Origin of the sequence: Pseudoalteromonas sp. NZS11 (assembly GCF_015864765.1) — a bacterium.
Lineage (GTDB): Bacteria > Pseudomonadota > Gammaproteobacteria > Enterobacterales > Alteromonadaceae > Pseudoalteromonas > Pseudoalteromonas arctica.
Map to the genome: position 1 here is coordinate 19,180 of NZ_JADYWP010000003.1, position 22,159 is coordinate 41,338.

General features: G+C 40.9%; 15 protein-coding genes and 4 tRNA genes. 5 read left to right on the top strand and 14 right to left on the bottom strand.

The genetic code is table 11. From position 1 onward, the window contains the following. The first annotated feature begins 208 nt into the window (after positions 1-208). A complete protein-coding gene (locus tag I6E82_RS07225) occupies positions 209-3,172 on the top strand; it encodes a TonB-dependent receptor (RefSeq protein WP_076924853.1) in 2,964 nt (987 codons plus the stop codon). A gap of 196 nt (positions 3,173-3,368) precedes the next feature. Here the strand turns inward: I6E82_RS07225 and I6E82_RS07230 are convergent, their stop codons facing one another. The 14 genes from I6E82_RS07230 to I6E82_RS07295 form a co-directional block, all read right to left on the bottom strand. Beyond that, positions 3,369-5,279 carry an aminotransferase class I/II-fold pyridoxal phosphate-dependent enzyme gene (locus I6E82_RS07230; protein ID WP_197117343.1) on the bottom strand — a complete coding sequence of 637 codons (1,911 nt, stop codon included), beginning with the start codon at positions 5,277-5,279 and terminating at the stop codon, positions 3,369-3,371. A gap of 610 nt (positions 5,280-5,889) precedes the next feature. Beyond that, positions 5,890-6,522, bottom strand: coding sequence for an endonuclease III (gene nth / locus I6E82_RS07235; protein ID WP_024591503.1), 633 nt, complete (start codon positions 6,520-6,522; stop codon positions 5,890-5,892). Between the two features lie 49 nt (positions 6,523-6,571). Next, positions 6,572-7,270, bottom strand: a complete 699-nt coding sequence (locus tag I6E82_RS07240) for an electron transport complex subunit E (protein WP_002962263.1) — start codon at positions 7,268-7,270, stop codon at positions 6,572-6,574. Next, entirely contained in the window at positions 7,267-7,908 is a 642-nt protein-coding gene (rsxG, locus tag I6E82_RS07245) for an electron transport complex subunit RsxG (RefSeq protein WP_002962266.1), read from the bottom strand. Before rsxG ends, I6E82_RS07240 begins: the two co-directional genes overlap by 4 nt. Then, the gene (gene rsxD, locus I6E82_RS07250; RefSeq protein ID WP_197117345.1) at positions 7,905-8,963 is read right to left on the bottom strand and encodes an electron transport complex subunit RsxD; all 1,059 of its coding nucleotides are present in this window, start codon (positions 8,961-8,963) and stop codon (positions 7,905-7,907) included. The genes rsxG and rsxD overlap by 4 nt, the downstream gene beginning before the upstream one ends. Beyond that, a complete protein-coding gene (rsxC, locus tag I6E82_RS07255; protein WP_197117347.1) occupies positions 8,960-11,542 on the bottom strand; it encodes an electron transport complex subunit RsxC in 2,583 nt (860 codons plus the stop codon). Before rsxC ends, rsxD begins: the two co-directional genes overlap by 4 nt. An 8-nt stretch (positions 11,543-11,550) precedes the next feature. Beyond that, positions 11,551-12,105 carry an electron transport complex subunit RsxB gene (rsxB, locus tag I6E82_RS07260; protein WP_007585357.1) on the bottom strand — a complete coding sequence of 185 codons (555 nt, stop codon included), beginning with the start codon at positions 12,103-12,105 and terminating at the stop codon, positions 11,551-11,553. Position 12,106: 1 nt separating this feature from the next. Beyond that, a complete protein-coding gene (gene rsxA / locus I6E82_RS07265; protein WP_008172491.1) occupies positions 12,107-12,688 on the bottom strand; it encodes an electron transport complex subunit RsxA in 582 nt (193 codons plus the stop codon). Positions 12,689-12,769: 81 nt separating this feature from the next. Further along, positions 12,770-13,588, bottom strand: coding sequence for a substrate-binding periplasmic protein (locus I6E82_RS07270; protein ID WP_165721426.1), 819 nt, complete (start codon positions 13,586-13,588; stop codon positions 12,770-12,772). A 15-nt stretch (positions 13,589-13,603) separates the two neighbouring features. Next, positions 13,604-15,547 carry an EAL domain-containing protein gene (locus I6E82_RS07275; protein WP_007585367.1) on the bottom strand — a complete coding sequence of 648 codons (1,944 nt, stop codon included), beginning with the start codon at positions 15,545-15,547 and terminating at the stop codon, positions 13,604-13,606. 148 nt (positions 15,548-15,695) lie between these two features. Further along, positions 15,696-15,772, bottom strand: a tRNA-Asn gene (locus I6E82_RS07280). Between the two features lie 29 nt (positions 15,773-15,801). Beyond that, a tRNA-Asn gene (locus I6E82_RS07285) sits at positions 15,802-15,878 on the bottom strand. Between the two features lie 21 nt (positions 15,879-15,899). Continuing rightward, positions 15,900-15,976: transfer RNA gene (locus I6E82_RS07290), tRNA-Asn, on the bottom strand. A gap of 21 nt (positions 15,977-15,997) precedes the next feature. Then, a tRNA-Asn gene (locus I6E82_RS07295) sits at positions 15,998-16,074 on the bottom strand. Between the two features lie 1,052 nt (positions 16,075-17,126). Here I6E82_RS07295 and I6E82_RS07300 point away from each other — a divergent pair. The 4 genes from I6E82_RS07300 to I6E82_RS07315 are packed head-to-tail and all read left to right on the top strand — an operon-like array spanning position 17,127 to position 22,119. Next, positions 17,127-18,506 carry an MATE family efflux transporter gene (locus I6E82_RS07300; protein WP_169045010.1) on the top strand — a complete coding sequence of 460 codons (1,380 nt, stop codon included), beginning with the start codon at positions 17,127-17,129 and terminating at the stop codon, positions 18,504-18,506. Then, complete coding sequence (gene uvrB, locus I6E82_RS07305) at positions 18,503-20,497, top strand: excinuclease ABC subunit UvrB (protein WP_007583893.1); 1,995 nt, start codon at positions 18,503-18,505, stop codon at positions 20,495-20,497. The genes I6E82_RS07300 and uvrB overlap by 4 nt, the downstream gene beginning before the upstream one ends. A 2-nt stretch (positions 20,498-20,499) precedes the next feature. Continuing rightward, a complete protein-coding gene (locus I6E82_RS07310) occupies positions 20,500-21,438 on the top strand; it encodes a class I SAM-dependent methyltransferase (protein ID WP_197117349.1) in 939 nt (312 codons plus the stop codon). Then, the gene (locus I6E82_RS07315) at positions 21,439-22,119 is read left to right on the top strand and encodes a tRNA (adenine(22)-N(1))-methyltransferase (RefSeq protein ID WP_197117351.1); all 681 of its coding nucleotides are present in this window, start codon (positions 21,439-21,441) and stop codon (positions 22,117-22,119) included. It begins immediately after the preceding gene. The last annotated feature ends 40 nt before the right edge of the window (positions 22,120-22,159 follow it).

Consider the following 22,159-nt stretch of genomic DNA (forward strand, 5'->3'; position numbering starts at 1 on the left):
TTGCTTTTAACTTGAAGTTTAGTTAGGTTTTTCTATTTTGGTAATAACATATTGCATAATATTTGATCTAAATTCATTACCAAAAGGTTGACCTTTGTAGGTGTGGGTGTAAATATAAAGTTAAGACTTTGTAATAAGAAAGGGCTTTTAATAAAAACAATAAAGTAGCTGGTTAAACATAGCATTTCACACACACAGGAAAAAAACTATGAGTCACAAGTTATCTAAAATTACACTGGCAGTTATATCGGCAACCGCACTTGGTATGTCTTTGTCTACACAGGCGCAAGAAGCTCCAAAAAAAGCTGCGGACGATCTTGAGGTTATCGAGGTTTCAGGTATTAGACAATCGCTTACAAATGCGCTTGCACAAAAGCGTTCAGCAGATAGCCTTGTTGAGATTATTGAGGCTGTCGATATTGGTAAGCTACCAGATCAAAACCTCGCAGAAGTACTTGAAAATGTAACGGGGATTCAAATTACTCGTGAAGCAGGGGTAGGTACGGGCGTTCAAATTCGTGGTACCAATGCTAATCGTACAGAAGTGAACGGCGTATCAACAGTTGGCTCAGGGTCTGGACGAAGTGGCATTAGTTTTGAAGATGTATCAGCTGCAATCATCTCTGGTGTAGAAGTAATTAAGTCACCAGAAGCAAAAACAATCGAAGGCTCTGTGGGCGCAACAATAAACCTTAAAACAATTCGCCCGTTACAGTTAAATGAAACTCTAGGCTCAATTAGAGTCCAAGGTGAAGATAGTAGCTTATCAACAGATGGCGTGACTCCTAGGGTATCGGGTGCTTGGGGTGATAACTGGGAGCTTGATTCGGGCGGTAAGTTTGGTGTTGTATTTAGTGGTAGTTACAGTGAGCAAGACGTAACCGCATTTCGTCCTCGCGCAGATAGAGATAATTCGGTAGCCGCTGATAGTGGTGCTGCAAGTGCACAATCGTTTGATTTTCTACCAGTACAATTTTTAATTCAAGATTACGATAATTACGAATACGAGACAAAAAACTTCGCAGGTACATTTGAATATGCGCCAAACGATAATATGAAATTCTTTTTTGATGCAGTTGTTAATGATCAAGAGCGCCGCCAAGAAAGCTCAAGAGTACAAGCATCTGGCCTAAGTGATCTTAGAAATGTATCAATACCGAGTGAGTTTGAAACAGTTAATTTTGGTTCACTGGACGGACAAAACCTAGGCAGCATACAAGCGGCTGTAAGAGGCGTTATTCCGGTTGAAGATGGTGGTGGCGATCCTAACTTGCGTTTTTCTAGCGATACTAATTCACGCATCACAAAGAGCAAAATATTCAGAATAGGGGGCGAATGGCAAGGCGATAGATTATTTGCAAGTGTTGAAGCCTCAACCTCTCGTTCTGATTCAACTACACCAAGCTTTAATACAACGCTTAATTTTATAAATCCAAATGTTGCTACTAATTCGTCAAATGAAAACGGGACTCCTTTTGAGTATGATCTTACAGGTGATGCACTTACGTTTGGGATTGCAACGGGGGAGGCAAACGCGCCAACAATGGCTCAATTACTCGACCCTGCAAATGTTGTTCTACGTGACGTAAACCAAGGGCAAGATGAGTCAGAAAATACAGAAGATGCGTTTCGTACAGATTTTACATATTACTTAGATGATGTAATAACGTCAGTCGATTTTGGTTACCGCTACAGTAAAACGAGTAGTGTGTCGGATCAAGTTCGCTCTAACGTTGGTTTAAGAAATATGGCTGATAGCCCAACGGGTGATTTATTTGCACAATTATTAACTGCGGGCCCAGATAACTTTAACGATGGTGATGGGCGAGCACTCTATATTCGTGATTTCTTACTTATAAACCCAGAGCTTGCATCCTCTGATCCACAAGCCGTATTAGCAGCGCTTAACCAAGCGATTGAAGCTAATAATGCAATAACGGGTTCTGATCGTGGTCCAATAAGCTCACCAACGTCTCAAGTAAATGCATTTTTTGATATTGAAGAAGAAACACATGCCTTATATGCACAAGCAAATTTTGAGTATGGCATGTTTCGCGGTAACTTTGGCCTACGTTATTTAGAGACTGAAGTTACATCGCTAGGTAACTCTGTTACTCAAGATGGAAGTGGCAACGAACTGGTTACTCAGCTAACGTCAAAAGGTGATTACGATTTCTTTTTACCACGATTCAATTTAGCCGCGAATGTAAGTGAAGATGTGATTGTTCGTCTAGGTTGGTCAAAAGATATCAGACGCCCAGATTTTGATGACCTATCTACATCTGTTACGTTTGGCACCAGCCCTAATAGTGCCGTTTCAATTGGTAATTCAGGCTTAGCACCAGAAGAAGTTACCTCTTTCGATATATCCACAGATTGGTATTTTGCACCCGCTGCTTTGTTAAGTGTGGGGTACTTTCATAAAACACGTAGCGATTTGCACGTTACACAGCAAGTTGACCCATTTGAAGACCCAAGCACAGGCTTTCGCGATACAAATGGTCCAGAGTGTGAAGGCGGCGGCATATTTAATCCAATTGCAGACATAAACGTATTTGGCCCAGATGCTGGCGTAGGGTTATGTGTACCAACACAAACTACTATTAATGATTCTGGTGAAACAACACAGCAAGGTATTGAGCTTGCAGCTCAATACGACTTATCAAATTTTGAAAAAGAGCTAGGCTGGGCATCAGGTTTTGGTGTGGTTGCTAACTACACCTATCAAGAATTTTCTGGTGGTGAATCATTTGACACCGCAACGAGTCGTGCAAATGCTGTTTTTGCATTAACAACCGGTAACCCGGATGCAGACATAAGTGCTAAGCAATCACTCATTGATCTGTCAGAAAACGCATATAACATCACATTCTACTATGAGAAATACGGTCTATCTGCTCGAGCGCGTTACACGTGGCGCGAAGGGTACCGTTCAACTGACTTTGGTAGCACTTCAAGCTTCCCATGGGGTTTCCCTGTTGTACAAGAAGACAGAGGGCAGCTTAATGCCAGCATAAGTTATGATGTGAACGATCAGCTAAATATCGGTATTGAAGCCGTTAACTTAACTGAGTCAGAAGTTAGCCAGTCTTGTGTGAACGAAGGTGCTTTACTTTGTTTCCAAGGTATTACAGACCGCCGTATTACATTTGGCGCAAGCTATAGATTTTAAAAGTTATAGTTAAATCGAGTCTATAAGTGTGTGTATTAAAAGACGCTAAAAGCAAGCCACCTGGCTTGCTTTTTTTTAACTAAAATTAGTTAACATTTACAAAATGATTTATTCCACTTTGTATTTTACTTCTCAATACTGTTACTGCGACACTGCCACCAGCAATTATTATCGAGATAGTATTAAACCAATACCTTTATTTTTTAACCTTACCCTTAAGAACATAAATTTCACCATCGAAACTGCCTTGAATAGTCAGTCCTTGGCTTGCCAACTCTTGCAAATATTCAACATGATCATCAGTAATATGCTGGCCTGGGACTAAAAGCGGAATGCCCGGTGGGTATGGAGTAACTAAACCTGCACAAATGCGGTTGTTACTTTTGCTAATAGGCACAGATTCGCGGTCGCCATAAAAAGCATCGCTTGGAATACACGCCAAGTCTATGGCTGGTAAATTTTCAGGTAAGCGAGCTCTACGCGTCGATTTCGATAGTTTTACTTTACCGCTGTCTAGCTTTTTCAATGCATTGTACAAACGAATTATTTTTGAGCGTGTGCCGCCAAGCGTCAGTAAAACCAAAATGGTGCTGTGTGTGTATTTTTCTATCTCTAGCCCAACTTCATCCAGTAGATATTTATGAATATCTTTTAATGAGTAAGGTAGCTCACTAATATCAATAAGGATTTTTAATGGGTCGTGGCCCATGTTATCACCACTAAAATGCGGGAATATTTCCATAAAGTCTTGCTTAGCTAATACTTTAATTTGCTTAAGCGAGGCCATCTGTTGTTTAAACTCTTCAACATGATTTAGCAGCGCATTGAGCAGCTTATAGCCTTCCATCTCTAATTGCTTCTGGCACACGTCAAGCGATGCAATAAGCTGGTATTTTGGCGATGTGCTGGCGTAGATGCTATAAATCTCTCGAAAGAAATCGGCATCAAAATCGGGGTCGTTAATATGAATATAAGACGCCTGAGAAAACGCCGATACTACTTTATGCGCCGAATGCGTAATGTAGTCAGCCCCAGCATGTATTGCAGAATAATGACGAAAGCTAGGATGAAACAAAGAGTATGCAAACCAGGCTTCATCTATAAACACCTTAATACCATATTGATGAGCATAATCGACGACTTGTTTCAGGTCGCTAAGTAGGCCGTCGTAAGTACAACCGGTAAGCACTAATAATTTAGCATCAGTATTGTTTTCAATTGCCAACTTGATGTCGGCCAACGACGGTGGCGCGAAAATGCCATATTTTGGATTTAAGATACTCGCCAAATAAATAGGGTAACTGGCTGATTGCAAGATGCCATAGTGTACTGACTTATGGCAATTACGGTCGACAATTACTTTATCGCCCTTGCGCAGGAGTGTCTGCAATATGATTTTATTTGAGGTAGATGAACCATTTGTAACAAAGTAGGTGTGCTTAACTTCAAACGTCGCCGCTGCTGATTCTTGAGCGCGACCAATAGTATTGGTGCTGTCTGACAATGAACCTAGCGAGTCTACCGAAACCGACAGGTCGCCAACAAATACATTGCGGCCGTAAAACTGATAAAAATCTTTAATGTAAGGTGAGTTTCTAAAGCTAGAACCCCCACTATGACCCGGTGTATGCCAAGAGTCGTTTGCTTCACCAACGTAACGACGATACGCCGTCCAAAATGGCGTTTCAGAGCGGTCGTCAAAATCGTTGATCATATAACCTAAAATCGCTTCTGGGTCAGAAATTACTTCATCTTTAAAAAAGAAGGATTCGATTTCTTCTGATTCGTTTACGATCTCCAGCCCTTTAGTGTCGTCGCCAATAACATAAACCGGTAACTCAAGACGAATTGCCTTTAAATCCTCGATAAAGCGACTATACATTCGCTCACCCACTTTATTGTGCATATCCCAGCTTAGAACTACGGCTTGAATATCACCATCTTCCTCTACATGTTCCAACGCGCGTTTAAGCTCGAGGCATTCAATAATATCGATATGAATATCGTCTCGCTCAAAGTTAGGAATGGTCTTTGACAGATTCGTTGAAAGCCCTTGTAAAGTGGCTGGGTCTTGCTCAATTATCAAGATACGAAGTAGAGGTAGCATAGAGGGTTTCACAATAAAATTTTATAATACTCACTAGCATAACCAAAGGAGTGAGACTTGTGAAATTAATACTTTGATAATATTCTAATAATTGTACAATTTCACTAACATGCCCTCACGTATAAAAATGTTTTATCTAGATGGATTGATAGGTGCGGTTTTATGTCGCACTTTTGGGGTTTTGGGGTTTGTGCTTTATTGCGCGAGGTAAACTCGCGACTACAGGGTTGGCGTTGTATTTGTAGGCGTGGCTTTCTACCGCGCTTTTTGGATTTTGGGGCTTGTGCTTTATTGCGCGAGGTAAACTCGCGACTACAGGGTTGGCGTTGTATTTGTAGGCGTGGCTTTCTACCGCGCTTTTGGGATTTTGGGATTTTGGGCTTGTGCTTTATTGCGCGAGGTAAACTCGCGACTACAGGGTTGGCGTTGTATTTGTAGGCGCGGCTTTATGCCGCGCTTTTGTGGTTTATGCTTTATTGCGCGAGGTAAACTCGCATCTACAGGGGGGTATTATATTTGTAGGCGTGGCTTTCTGCCGCGCTTTTGGGATTTTGAGGCTTGTGCTTCATTGCGCGAGGTAAACTCGCGACTACTTACCGCGCTTTTGGGGCTATTCCGTTTTTTCTTTAAACTCACACAGGTCTTCAATAATACAGCTGCCACATTTAGGTTTACGTGCTACGCAGGTGTAACGTCCGTGAAGAATCAACCAGTGATGCACGTCTACTTTAAATTCTTTTGGTACAACCTTTTCAAGCTTTTGTTCTACAGCGACAACATCTTTACCCATAGCGAGCTTGGTACGATTAGAAACACGAAATATGTGTGTATCTACGGCTATTACAGGCCAGCCAAAGGCTGTATTGAGTACAACATTAGCTGTTTTACGGCCAACGCCTGGTAGGGCTTCTAATGCTTCACGATTTTCTGGCACGATGCTGTTATGCTCATCCACCAAAATTTGGCACATTTTGTACACGTTGGCAGCTTTAGAATTAAATAAGCCGATGGTTTTTATATAATCACGCAGTGTATCGTGACCTATATCTAAAATGGCTTGTGGCGTATTAGCAACAGGGAACAACTTTCGAGTGGCTTTGTTAACGCCTACATCGGTTGCTTGCGCTGAGAGTGTTACTGCTACTAGTAACTCAAACGGGCTTGAATATTCAAGCTCAGTAACTGGGTGCGGATTATCGTCGCGCAGGCGCGACAGTATTTGGTGACGTTTTTCTTTATTCATGCAACTTAAAACGTATTAGTGCTAATTGTTGCTCTAATACGTTTTCCCCTTAAGTTAAGCTAGTAACACGTGCTCGAGGGCCTTTTTCAGCCTCTGGCGGTGCAACTTGTTTTGATTTTATTTGTGCGTCGATTACGTTTTTAGCGGCAATAAGTAGCCCAAGTCCTAAAAAGGCACCCGGTGGTAAAATTGCGAGTAAAAATTGGTTATCAAAGTTAAATACTTCTATGCGCAAGCTCTGTGCCCATGGGCCAAGTAATAAGTCGGCACCGTCAAACAGCGTACCTTGGCCGATTAGTTCGCGCATAGTACCTAATACTAACAGTACAGCCATAAAGCCTAAGCCCATCATTAAGCCGTCAAATGCTGATAAATGAACAGGGTTTTTAGAGGCGTATGCTTCAGCGCGGCCAATAATGGCGCAGTTAGTTACAATCAACGGAATAAAAATTCCTAATGATTGATATAAACCAAAGGTGTAAGCGTTCATAAGTAATTGAACTATTGTTACAAAGCCCGCGATGATCATTACAAATACAGGTATACGAATATCTTTTGGCACCCAGTTACGCACAATTGATACGGTAACATTGGAGCCTATTAGTACGAGTAAAGTTGCTAAGCCTAAACCTAAGGCATTTGTTACAGTTGAGGTAACGGCAAGCAGTGGACATAAACCTAAAAGCTGTACAAGGGCAGGGTTATTTACCCATACACCTTCTTTGTATAATGTTTTTAACTCACTCATTTAGCTACCTCCATACATTCGGCATTAGGTGCTGCAAAAATATCATCAAAATTAGTTTGTGCGAACAATACGGCATTTTTAACAGAGCCCACAACAGCACGTGGCGTTATGGTCGCGCCTGTAAATTGATCAAACTGGCCGCCATCTTTTTTTACAGCCCAGCGAGCGTCTTCTTCGCCTTCAACCGTTAAGCTTTTAAATGTTGTGATCCAAAGTGATTTTTTAACTTCTACTTTGTCGCCTAAACCAGGGGTTTCTTCGTGTTTAGTGGTACGAACGCCAGCAATAGTGCCATCGCTCAACACAGCTGTTAACAGGTTTATATCGCCACTGTAGCCGTTTGGCGTAACATGCCTAATAACAACAGCGACTGGTTTATTGTTTTTACGAGCACGGTAAATTACCTGGTTTGCGTGTGGGCCTAGCTTTTCGTCAGTAATAATTACGCAATCTTGCGATAATTGATTGTCGTACGATTTTGGGTCGAGCACTTCTTGTAGCTGCGCAGTAAGTTGCAGTTGTTCTTGCTCTGCAATTTTATCGGCAGTAAGCGCGTTGATAGAGGCAACTAAGCCCGTTGTTGCTAACGCAAACGCAGTTAAAATAGCACCATTTTTAGCCATTGACGAAATGATCATTTTACTGCTCCATGGCCATAAGTACGTGGCTGTGTGTAGTAGTCTATTAGCGGCACTGCAATATTAATCAATAATACGCTAAATGCGATGGCATCAGGAAAACCACCAAAGGTACGAATTAAATAAATTAGTAAGCCAATTAGCGCGCCATAAATTAAGCGCCCTTTGTTAGTTGTTGCTGCAGATACCGGATCGGTTGCTATAAAAAAGGCACCCATCATAGTGGCACCACTTAATAAGTGAAATAGGGTGCCCGGCTCTGTACCAGGTGATGCGATATAACCAATAGCACTACATACAGCTAAAGTTACGATAAAACTGACAGGGATATGCCAGTTAATTATTTTTTCTTTTAATAAGTATAAACCACCCACTAAAAAGCCTAAGTTAACCCACACCCAACCAAGGCCAGCCCATTCGTTAAATAATGGCTTTTGCATGCTTTCGGTAACGGTTAAACCGTGTGCTATGTCTGTTTTAACAGTATCCAGCGGTGTTGCCATTGTTAGGCCATCAACCCCTGCACGTACTTGATCTAGGCTAAACCCAGAGGCCGTAAAATCGGTGAATATTAGCCTTAGCTGATCAGCAAAGCCTATTGGCGTATTTATTAAATCGGTGACAGGCAACCATGCGGTCATTTGCACTGGGAACGAAACTAAAAGCAGTACATAAGCCGCCATTGCTGGATTGAATAAATTAAACCCAAGGCCGCCATAAAGCTGTTTAACTATAACAATAGAAAATAAACAGCCAATAACGATTATCCACCAAGGGGCAAGTGGAGGGATACTCAATGCCAATAACACGGCAGTAAGCCACGCACTGCCATCACTTAATGCAGGCCAAACAGGGCGCTTTCGTATTAGCATTATTGCAGCTTCAAATACGCTTACAGCAACAAGCGCTAGTACCAGTTGAATAAGCACACCTGTACCAAAAAAGAAAACTTGAGCAATTAGCCCAGGAATACACGCAGCAATAACGCTAAGCATTAATCGCGTTAACGATTTATGGCTGTGATTATGCGGCGAACTGGCCATGGTTAATTTCATGACTGATTATTTCCTTCTTTTTGTAACTTTTTAGCTTTTGCTCTCGCAATTGCAGCAGCCACGGCGGCTTTTTTCTTATCGTCGGCTGATTTAGATTTATCTGCGTTAATAAGAACTGATGAGTCATCGGTGTTACTTTCTGCACTCTTAGGTGCTGCGCTATCAACTTGTAGCTCTTGGGGCTGAGTTTGTTCGGTAACATCTAGTGCTTTAGCCGCTTTTTTAGCTTTAGCACGAGCTATGGCCGCAGCTACCGCTGCTTTTTTATCATCAACGGGTGCCGCGCTTTGTGGCTCTTCACTCACGGTTTGCTCAGCTTCTTCTAATGCTTTAGCTGCTTTTTTAGCTTTTGCACGAGCAATGGCCGCCGCTACGGCTGCTTTTTTATCATCAGCAGGCGTATCGCTTTGTGGCGCTTCACTCACGGTTTGCTCAGCGCCATCTAATGCTTTAGCCGCTTTTTTAGCTTTAGCACGAGCAATGGCCGCAGCTACCGCTGCTTTTTTATCATCAACAGGGGCATCGCTTTGTGGCTCTTCACTCACGGTTTGCTCAGCGCCATCTAATGCTTTAGCCGCTTTTTTAGCTTTTGCACGAGCAATGGCCGCCGCTACCGCTGCTTTTTTATCATCAACGGGGGCCGCGCTTTGTGGCTCTTCACTTACTGTTTGTTCAGCGTTATCTAATGCTTGTGCTGCCTTTTTGGCTTTAGCACGAGCAATGGCCGCAGCTACGGCTGCTTTTTTGTCATCAACAGGTGCATCAGTTTGTGGCTCTTCACTTGCTGCTTGTTCAGCGTTATCTAATGCTTGTGCTGCTTTTTTAGCTTTAGCTCGAGCAATGGCTGCAGCGACTGCTGATTTTTTATCATCAACGGGCGCAGTATCGGCCGATTCATCTGTTTGAGATTTTTGCTCTTTATATTTACGCGCTTGTTCTTTACGTAGTGCGCGCTCTTTTGCTACTTCGCTGTTGTCAGGTTCTAATTCAGCAGATTGATCGCCTAGCTTTTTAGCTTTAGCGCGTGCAATAGCGGCTGCAACAGCTGATTTTTCATCGCCGTTATCTGATTTATTTTTAACGCGGGCTAGTGCCTCTGCTACTTTTTGCTTTTCGTCAGCAGATTTAGCGGCAGGTTTACGTTTATGGCGGTTTTGACGTTCTTCTTGCTCGCGATCTAAACGCTCTTTTCGTGCATCAAAACGCTCTTTTGCTCTGTCGGCTTTAATTTTGTCAGCTTGTTGTTCTTTAATTTCAACTTTGGCTATACGGTAGTACTGTACAAGAGGGATTTCGCTTGGGCACACATATGCACAAGCACCACACTCAATACAGTCAAATAAATTATGCTCTTGTAGTTTGTCGTACTCTTTTGATTTAGCAAACCACTGCAATTGCTGTGGTAATAAAGAAGCAGGGCAGGCATCGGCACAAGCGCTACAACGTATACAGGCTTTTTCAGGGCCGGGCTCCGCAAGCTCTTTATGATCAGGCGCTAAAATACAGTTAGTTGTTTTAACTATGCCAATACGCACTGTGGGTAGCGTAAAGCCCATCATTGGGCCGCCCATTACAACACTTTGCTGCGGTACAGGTGAGAAACCTTGGCAATCAAGTAAATGCTTTATTTCAGTGCCAAGTAGTGCCCATACATTCCCAGGCTTATGAATAGTGTTACCTGTTACCGTAACTATACGTTCAATGAGTGGTTTACCTTCATAAACGGCTTGTTGTACGGCAAACAAAGTCCCGGTGTTATGCACTAAAATACCAATATCGGCAGGAATACCAATGCTAGGAACTTCACGGTTAGTAAGTAATTTAATTAATTGCTTTTCACCGCCAGATGGATAAATAGTGGGCACCGTTTGAATAATAATTTTTGAGTTATGCTCAGCTGCTTGCTTCATTGCTGCAATAGCTTCTGGCTTATTATCTTCTATACCCACAATGCACAGCGTTGGATTTAAAAGTTGCTGCATTATTTCAATGCCTTGGATAACTTCTTTAGCGTGTTCGCGCATTAAAACGTCATCGGCAGTAATATAAGGTTCGCACTCAACAGCATTTACAATTAAAAATTCGATAGGTTGCTTGGTATCTGCTTTTACATAAGTAGGAAAACCAGCACCACCCATACCGCTAATACCGGCTTGGTGAATAATATTTATCAGCTCGTCATGACTAAGCTCAGCAGGATTTTTATTTTTATTTAGAGCTACCCATTCGTCTTTGCCGTCTGGTTCAATAATAACACTTAGTTCAGGTAGGGCCGATGGGTGTGCTGATGGCATAGGTGCAATATCAGTAACCACGCCAGAGCTTGGCGCATGCACAGGTACCGACCAGTTAGCAGCAGGCGCTGTAAGTGGTTGACCTTTTAAGACGTGTTGGCCTTTTTCTACAAGTAACTTACCGTTTGCACCTATGTGCTGCTTAAGCGGAACAATGAGTTTGTCGGGCAAAGGTAGGCGAGTGATACTCGCACTATTAGAGAGTGATTTTTGTTGTGGTGGGTGTATGCCGCCAGGAAATGCCCACACGGTGCCTTTTTTTATTTGTTCAAGTAACTTGTCCACTCAAACCTCTAATCTATTTGTGTAACAGGAATAGCATCTAGCTGCCATTTCCAGTTTTGTTTAGTTTCGGCTACAGGTAGCATATCAATGCAATCTACAGGGCAAGGCTCAACACATAAATCACAGCCAGTACATTCATCAATTAACACAGTGTGCATTTGACGAGTAGCGCCTAAAATAGCGTCAACCGGGCAGGCTTGAATACATTTGGTACAGCCAATACATTCATCTTCGCGAATATAAGCCACTGTTTTTATAGGTTCTGCTTGCTCGCCACCGGCAAGTGGTTTTTCATCAACACCCATTAAGCCGGCAAGCTTTTTCATGGTTGATTCGCCGCCCGGTGGGCATTTATTTATTTCATCGCCATTGGCTATGGCTTCGGCGTAAGGGCGACAACCCGGGTAGCCACATTGTCCGCATTGAGTTTGCGGCAAAATAGTATCAATTTGCTCAACAATAGGGTTACCTTCAACGCGAAAGCGAATTGCTGCAAACCCTAAAATAAGTCCAAAAATGAGTGCTAGCGAACCAATCGCTATCAAGGCATAAAACAAGGTCATATTAAAACTTCACTAATCCAGTAAAACCCATAAACGCCATCGACATTAAGCCTGCAGTGATCATTGCAATAGAGGCGCCTTTAAAAGGCGTAGGAACGTCAGCAGCAGCTAAACGTTCTCGTAGTGCTGCAAACAATACAAGCACTAAAGAAAAACCAACCGCAGCACCAAAACCATATACTGCAGATTGTAAAAACGAATGATCTTCTTTGATATTTAATAAAGCCACACCTAATACCGCACAGTTAGTGGTGATCAGCGGTAAAAATATGCCTAATAAACGATATAGAGTAGGGCTTGTTTTACGCACAACCATTTCGGTAAATTGCACTACAACGGCAATTACTAAAATAAAGCTCATGGTGCGTAAAAAGGCGATATCCAGAGGGATTAAAATATATTGATTAACTAAATAGCTAGTTACAGAGGCAAGAGTAAGCACAAACGTGGTTGCCAAAGACATACCAATCGCCGTATCAAGCTTACCTGATACGCCCATAAACGGACATAAGCCTAAAAATTGTACTAATACAAAGTTATTAACCAGAACGGTTCCAATCAATAACAAGACATATTCTGTCATGTGTGCCTCACGCTATAATAAACGTGGGTATTATCCTTTTTTCTTTATCGATTAACAACACATGAGAAGCAAATAAACGACTCAATCAGTAATGATATTAAAGTGACTTAAGATTTCAGGTGTAATTAGAATAGGATCGATATTATACGGCTTTAAAATATCTTTAAATTGATCGTGTTCTTGGTATAAATCTAATAGTGCTTTATTAAATAGGGCAATTTGTTCAGGAGATAATTGAATTTTATTAAAACCAATAAAATAGGGGGATTCGCTTTGTAAAAAGGCCAAATTAACATGATGTAAGTTAAATTGTTTTAGCCTAGCGCGTGCTTGTAAAGTATTGGCAAAGTATCCATCTATACGGTTGTTTTCTATCATTTTCACACCCGTACCATTGGCATCGGTGAGTAAAACAATATCAAATTCCCTCAATCCGTCTTTAATCATTTGTTGCTGTATTTTGATTAGTTGAAAAGATGCATTTGAAGGGCCAAAAACAGCAATTTGCATTTTTTGTAGATCATTGAGGCTTTTGATGGTTTTTTTTGCACCCTCAGGTTGAAAAAATCCATATTGCATTTTCATAAGCGGGATCGAAAAATAAAGCCATTCGTTGCGGTCAAGATTCCAGCCCATAGGAAAGTTTCCTTGAGCTTGTAGGTTTTTTAGCATGAGCTTAGAGCGACGATTTGGTACGCTGACAAACTCACATTTATAATTGAGGCGTTTACACGCTAAGGTAAGTATATCAACAAAGGGGCCAGCGGCATTATCGTGTTCATCAACAAATGAAAATGGAGGATAGTTGTGAGTGCTAAAAACTAATTCTTTTTGCGGGGCGTTTGCGTACAAACTCAAAGGCATAATAAAAAGTATAATAAAGGTAATTACTCTTTTCATGATGCCTCCAATAGACTATATGTCTTTAGGTTTTTCTATGTAATAACCTTGAACGCCATCTAAACACAACGTTTCTATAATGTGCTTTTCTTCTTGGCTCTCAACGCCCTCAGCAAATACACTAACACCAATGCGGTGAGCTAAATCGACCATTAAGCGCATAAAGTACTGATTGTTTTTATCGTCTTCGAGGCCGCGAGTATAACTTGCGTCCATTTTAATAAAGTCAGGTTTTAAATCGCGGAAAAACTTAAATGAAGTTAAGCCAACACCAAAACGTTCAACTGTAACGCGTGCGCCAACACGGTGAACCATGTCGATAAAGCGCTTACTAGCCTTGATGTTTTGCTGTAAACCAAACTCACTTACTTCAAATACTAGTTTAGATGCAATATGCGTATCTTTCAATAATCGGCGCTCTAGCCAAATTACAAACTGATCGTTGTGTGCACTAGAGGCTGTTACGTTTAAACCAAAAAACTTTTCAGATAAATTACGGCTTTTAACCTTTTCAAGAGAAGAGTCTATTATCAGGCGATCAATTTCTATTGCCATATCAAGCTTTTCGGCCATCGCTAAAAAAGAAGCGGTAGGCAGTACTTGATTGTCTTCTGTTTTAAATCGAACTTGTACTTCAGCGTAGGCTTTTATGCTTTTACCAAGCGGCATAATGTTTTGCATTACCAAATGCACGCGCTTAGATTCAATAACTTCTTTAATAACCTTACGCCAGTTTTGATTACCAAAACCCGCACTTACGTTATTAACTAAATCGGTTTCGCGTTGTACGTGCCATGCGTTTACTTGTTTTGATTGCGCCATACTCATCGCGTTATCAACAACAGAAAGCAATTCGCCTAACGGCTTACCTTTTTCGTAACCTACAATACCTGTATTTGCTACCGAGCTTAACTCTTGGTTTTGTTGGTACTGCGTGAAGCGCGATTGGAGGTTTTCACCAAAGCGCTCAGCTTCTTTTAAAGGAATGTGGGGTAGTACGACAGCAAAGTCAGAGCTGTTTAATCTAAATACTTGGCTGCCAGTGTAAGTGCCGCTTATGTGCTTAATAATATCGGCAACGCCTTTAACGTACTCATCACCTTTTTGATAACCACGGCTTTGGTTTATAGCTTGTAGTTCGCTACAACGAACCATAGCTAAAGAACCAAATGTACTTTGCTCAGTGTTTTCAATGTTTTTTTCGTAATACTCAACAAACATATTACGATTACCAAGCGAGGTAATTACATCTTTGTACGCTTCATGCTTAATAGTCATAGCAGCGCTTTGTATGTCTTCGTTTTTGTTTTTTAAGAAATGTGATAATCGATTAAAGCTAGGTACTAAATCTTTTCCCATTTTTTTCAATCGAGTGCCATCTAGTGCTGTTTCTAAATCATTATCAACTTGGTTTTGATTGATATAAATATCGATAATGTCAGCAACTGTTGTACTTATGTTTTTATTTAAATGGTAAAAAATAGATTTCATTAGAATTATTGGAATAATAACTAAAATGGCAGAAATCAAAATAACGATAAAGAGGGACGTTTGAAGTTGCGACGCTAAATGTTCAATGTTAAGTACAAACTCAACTTTTATATCTGAGGCATCATTTACAGCAAATTGAGGGCGCACTGAGTTAAAGTTAGAGAGTACAAAATCAGCAAACATTGGTAATTGAGTCGGGGGGTTAATGCTAAATATTTCAGCCCCTTGGTAATCTCTTAGAGTAAAGCTTGAAAACGTTTTACCATCTGCAATTGATTGTTTTAAATTTTGAGCAGAAATATCGTCTAAAGAAAGGTCATTAATATACTTAGTAACAGTAGTTTGCGCACTTTTTTGTGCATCACTTACCGCAGTATCAAAGCTTATAGATATGAAGTAGCTTCCTGCTGCAACACACAATAACCAAGAGATAATTTGTATAAAAATAAGTTTTTTAAATCCAGCCATGTTTTCAGTCTTTTAATAATTCAAAAGGGAAGGAATCAAGTCCTTGATTAATAAACTAAGTACAGCGCATTAAGGAATAAACTAATGCTTTAGTTATATAAGGAAGAGTAGTGGAATTAGCTTGAGATGTCTATGAAATTCTTAGAATTGGCTCCCCCTCCCCGACTCGAACGGGGGACCTGCGGATTAACAGTCCGTCGCTCTAACCAACTGAGCTAAGGGGGAACTAAAGTAGTGATATTATTATGATGATTTGGCTCCCCCTCCCCGACTCGAACGGGGGACCTGCGGATTAACAGTCCGTCGCTCTAACCAACTGAGCTAAGGGGGAACTACATCATAAACATAAACTTGGCTCCCCCTCCCCGACTCGAACGGGGGACCTGCGGATTAACAGTCCGTCGCTCTAACCAACTGAGCTAAGGGGGAATCGTTTATGGTTGAAAAACTTGGCTCCCCCTCCCCGACTCGAACGGGGGACCTGCGGATTAACAGTCCGTCGCTCTAACCAACTGAGCTAAGGGGGAAGCGTCTTGCCTTTCAACGGGGCGAAATATTAATGACCGCGCCGCAAAGTGTCAACATATAAAAGTCATAAATTGAAAAAAGAGGTTTATTCGTTGTTTTTGTGTTCGATCTGCGTGTTTTATAGCTCTATTAAAGTTACTTTTTTAAAAATTTAAGAATAACAATGTGACTTTTATTATTGCTGAGTCTTCAAATTGGTTAAATTAAACACGGTATTAAAGTGGCTTGTTATTAAAAAACAACTCAAAAACATAAAAACTCATTTTTTACTTAGCGATATTTTTCGTATTTAATTCGTTTTTTGTTTTAATTTTCTAAAAATATACCTATGCGTATATTCGCAGAAATATTTTTTGATCTAAATTGTGATCTAATCACTATGTATAAAATGAGTATTTGTTTTATCCGTTCAAAAATAGAGCAATCAATAACTTAACTTTGTATTAAACGTTTTTTTATACCTAACGTACAACTATGTTAAGAAGAAAAATTGGTGAGCTACAGTTTTTAGCGTGAGTTTATAAAAATGCCACAATTAACAAATGGTCAATTGGTTGGATATCACCGAAAATGGAGGCTCTCTCAAAGCCTTTATAAATGCGGGTTTGAATGAGTTATCCACGGTTTCTGTGGATAACTCTGTTTATGAAACTTTAAGAACATCATCGGCACCAATGGTTTAGGGTGCTACAACGATTTCAAGCTTTTAAATCACTATTTTTAATTCAATATAAAACAATGGGTTATGATTTGATGCTGAATGTATGCAACTCGATGAGGGAATTTTTTCGTAACGATAAACCAAGCAGTACCTTTGTGTAAAAAAGCATCATATATCACTGGGTGTTTGTAATAAAAGTTATAAAAATGTGTTTTAATTGGTTTTTGGTGTATTTAGGCTCTATTTTAACAAAAAGATGCAAAAACTAAGTTTTACTATTTTTTCGAATCTTTACTTCTTTAATTACTTCAATTGTAGTGATAAATCCGTGGCTTGAACTGCCTTGATGCTTTAAAATGATTCGTTCAGTAAAAGAGGCCTATTTATTTCATGCGCGCAATTTCAAAATCCCAGACTCGCCCAGATTTACTAAACGATCCCATCTTGCCCACATTAAAGACGATGACCATCCCGATGATATTCGGCATGATCACGCTAATGATGTTCAATATTGTCGATACATTCTTTATAAGCTTACTAGGCACTGAGCCGCTTGCAGCGGTGAGCTTTACATTTCCGGTTACCTTTACCGTTATTAGCTTAGCAATAGGGCTGGGGATCGGTACATCGGCGGTAATAGCAAAAGCGCTCGGTAGTAATAAAATAGATGAAGCGCGTTTTGACGCCAGTATTTCTTTAATGGTTGGTGTGGTTCTGGTTATTGTGTTGTCATCTGTTGGGTATTTACTGATTGACCCCATATTTACTTTGCTAGGAGCGGGCGCACAAGTATTGCCGTTAATACACGAATACATGAATATATGGTTTATTGGTAGTGTATTTTTAATAACTCCAATGATTGGTAACTCGGTACTGCGCGCCAGTGGCGATACAAAAACGCCAAGTTTAGTAATGGGTGGAGCTGGGCTGATAAACGCCGTACTCGACCCTATACTGATATTTGGTTTTGGGCCTGTACCAGCGTTAGGTATTCAAGGCGCTGCCATAGCAAGCGTTATTGCATGGTCGGTTGCTGTGGTTATTATTTTATACATATTAGCGGTTAAAAAGCGCTTGTTGAGCCTAAAAGCAGGCAAGCAAACAGTGACTGGCGCTATTCGTAAAATATTAAAAATTGGTTTGCCTGCTGCCGGCGCAAACATGCTTACACCGGTTGCAATGGCCGTAATGACCGCTATGGTTGCGCACCACGGGCCAGAAGCCGTAGCCGCATTTGGAGTGGGAAGCCGAATAGAATCTATTGCAAGTATATTAGTGCTTGCGCTATCGATGACATTACCGCCATTTGTTAGCCAAAACTTTGGCGCTGGCAAATTATGCCGCGTTAAAGAAGCGTATACCGGCACACTAAAATTTGTGATGGTATGGCAATTTGCCATTTACGTATTACTCATTGCATTTTCAGGTGTTATAAGCCAATTATTTGGTAAAGAACAAGCCGTAATAGATGTAATTAAACTCTTTATTTATACCATCCCGCTAAGCTATGGCTTACAAGGGGTGATCATATTATCAAATTCATCGTTTAATGCTTTACACAAACCAATGTACGCATTGGTATTAAGTGTCATTCGGTTATTCATATTTTATGTACCATTTGCTTATGTAGGCAACGAAATAGCCGGATTATTAGGGCTATTTATTGGCGCTGCTTTAGGTAACTTATTTACAGCAATAGTGGCATACAAATGGTTTATGAAAAAACTAGAAGCGCTGAGCGGCGAATCGTTACAGGAGTGCAATAATTGAGCGACCATTTTCAGTTAAAATCACATTTTAAACCAGCAGGCGATCAGCCCACAGCGATTAAGCAGCTATGTGAAGGATTAGAAGCAGGCCTTGCACACCAAACTTTATTAGGTGCCACCGGTACAGGTAAAACCTTTACCATGGCTAATATAATTAACGATTTAAACCGTCCGACAATAATAATGGCGCACAATAAAACGCTTGCCGCGCAGCTATACGGGGAAATGAAAGAGTTTTTCCCTAAAAATGCGGTTGAGTATTTTGTATCGTATTACGATTACTACCAGCCAGAAGCCTATGTTGTATCTAGCGACACATTTATTGAAAAAGATGCCTCGATAAACGAGCATATAGAACAAATGCGTTTAAGTGCGACCAAAGCACTGCTTGAGCGTCGCGACACCATTATTGTGGCGTCGGTATCGGCTATTTATGGTTTGGGCGACCCTAAATCGTACATGAAAATGATGCTACTTTTAAAAGTGGGCGAAAAAGTAGACCAACGCGACATGCTACGTCGCCTAGCTGAAATACAATACACCCGCAACGATATAGATTTTAGCCGTGGTACATATCGTGTACGTGGTGAAGTGGTTGATATATTTCCTGCAGAATCTAGCACCTTCGCAATTCGCGTAGAAATGTTTGATGACGAAATAGAGCGCTTGAGTATTTTTGATCCGCTTACAGGCGCCGTCGAAAAGCATATAATACGCACCACTATCTATCCAAAAACACATTATGTTACCCCGCGTGAAAAAATACTCGGTGCTATCGATAAAATACAAGAAGAACTAAAAGATCGAAGAGCCCAGTTACTCAGTGCTAATAAATTAGTAGAAGAGCAACGCGTAACGCAGCGTACGCAATACGATATAGAAATGATGCGGGAGCTAGGTTATTGCTCTGGTATAGAAAACTACAGCCGCTATTTATCGGGCCGTACGCCGGGCGATCCGCCACCCACATTACTTGATTACCTCCCAGACGACGCATTGATGATTATTGATGAGTCGCACGTAACCGTATCGCAAATTGGGGCAATGTATAAAGGCGACAGAAGCCGTAAAGAAAACTTAGTTGAGTATGGCTTCAGAATGCCCTCAGCAATGGACAACAGGCCGCTGCGCTTTGAAGAATTTGAAGCTATTTCACCACAAACAATTTATGTATCGGCAACGCCAGGCGACTTTGAGTTAGACCGTTGTGTGGGCGCAATCGCAGAGCAAGTAATTCGCCCAACTGGGCTGCTTGACCCACTTATTGAAGTGCGTCCGGTAGGCGATCAGGTTGATGATTTACTTTCAGAAATTTATAAAAGTGTAGAGAAGGGCGAACGCGTACTTGTAACCACTTTGACCAAACGTATGTCTGAGGATTTAACCGATTACTTAAGTGAGCACGACGTAAAAGTGCGTTACTTACATTCAGACATAGACACGGTTGAACGGGTTGAAATTATTCGTGATTTACGTGCGGGTGTGTTTGATGTGTTAGTGGGCATTAACTTACTTCGAGAAGGTCTGGATATGCCAGAAGTGGCGCTAGTAGCCATACTTGATGCCGATAAAGAAGGCTTTTTACGCTCAGCGCGTTCAATTATTCAAACCATTGGTCGTGCTGCACGTCACTTAGATGGCCGCGCTATTTTGTACGGTGATAAAATTACAAAATCTATGGCTAAGGCCATGGACGAAACAGCGCGCCGACGCGAAATTCAGCATGCTTATAATATAGAACACGGTATTGAACCGCATTCACTAGCCAAAAAGATTCTTGATGCGATGGATGTAGGCGAAGAAGCCGGCCCTAAAGATAACCTTAGACTTGTTCGTAAAGATTCTAAAAAGGTACTTAGTGCTAAAGAAATTACAGTGCAAATTAAGCAGCTTGAAACCAAAATGCATGCATACGCAAGCGACCTAGAATTTGAAAAAGCGGGCTCTGTTCGCGATGAAATACATGAACTACAACAACAGTTGATTAATTAAAAATGACAGCAAACTTTACTCCTCTTATTACTGCGCTTGAAGATGCGCCAATTTTAAAAAATGACCTGTGCCGTGTTTTTCATGGCCGTGGCCATAGTGTTGAGGCGTTAAGTCATATTAATTTAGACTTTTATCCGCCAAGTTTGTTTTTGGTTTCGTACGACGAAATTGACGAGCAAACACTAAGCGAGCTTACCGATGTTGTGTGGCAGTGGGCACAAAAAAACCAGCCAGAGCTTATTAGCTCACTTGTGTATCAGCAGCGCGCTGGCGTGCAAAGCCAAAACACCGTGGTTTATGGGCAATTACCTAACCCGCATGTTGTAACTGAAAACGGCATTCGTTTTTTGGTTGATTTACAGAGCCGTCAAAATACCGGAATATTTCCCGATATGCGCAGCGGCCGTGAGTTTGTAATGGCTAATAGTAAGCATGGCAAAGTGCTTAACTTATTTTCGTATACATGTGGGTTTTCGCTTGCAGCCATGCAAGGCGGAGCAGATCATGTAATGAATATGGATATGAGCAAAGGTGTACTTAAAGTCGGCAAGCAAAACCATCAACTAAATGGCTTTGAGCGCGGCGTAAGTTTTTTACCTCACGATATTTTAAAGTCGTTTGGAAAACTAAAAAAAGCAGCCCCGTTTGACTTAATAATAGTTGATCCGCCAAGCTTTCAAAAAGGCAGCTTTATATTAACTAAAGACTATCAAAAAGTGCTGCGCAGGTTGCCAGAGCTACTTTGCGATACCACACAATTGTTATTGTGCGCTAATAGCCCAGAGCTTAGCGAAGAGGCGTTTAAGGCGTTAATAAACGAGCACACCCAAGGCGCAATTGAATTTGTTGAGCGCCTAGCTCCTACCGAGCGTTTTATTGAAGTAGACAGCGACAGAAGCTTAAAAGCACTTATCTACAAAACGTCACAATCTGCTGATTAAATGAAGCTCAGCAAACGCCTAACTGCCATTGATACATTAATTTCGCAGCATCACGATATTATTTGGGATTGCTGCTGCGACCATGGTTATTTAGGCATGGCGCTATTAAAACGCGCAGCTGCAAACCAGGTTATTTTTGTAGATATAGTCGCCACTTTAATGAACGACCTAGAAACGCAATTATCATCTATTAATAAATTACAAAAAACCTGTAATAAAAATCCGCAGTGGCAGGTCTTATGTCAGGATGTAGGCAAAATTGAAATTGCTCAAAGTAAAAGCCAAGTAGTTGTAATCGCAGGTGTTGGCGGTGAGCTGTTGTTAAGTTTAATACAACAAATTATTGCTAATAATGCAGTGGAGCATTTGAATAATGTTCGTTTTATTTTGTGCCCAGTGCATCACACTTATAAGTTGCGAGTCGGTTTAAAGCAATTAGGTTTAGGGCTTGTAAGTGAGCAAATAGTTTACGACAACAAACGTTTTTATGAAGTGATTGAAGTGAGCTTTAGTAGCAATAATGAGATTAGTCACACCGGTAATAAAATGTGGGACTTTGCTAGTGCAGAACACGCTATGTACCAACGGCAACTCATAAATCATTATAATAAAATGCTCAATAAAGATAAGCCATACTATCAAAAAGTTATAACAGACTATCAAGAACTCACCGATAGTTAAAAAAGCCCGAAAGTAGGGCGTACATGTGATCTAATTACGA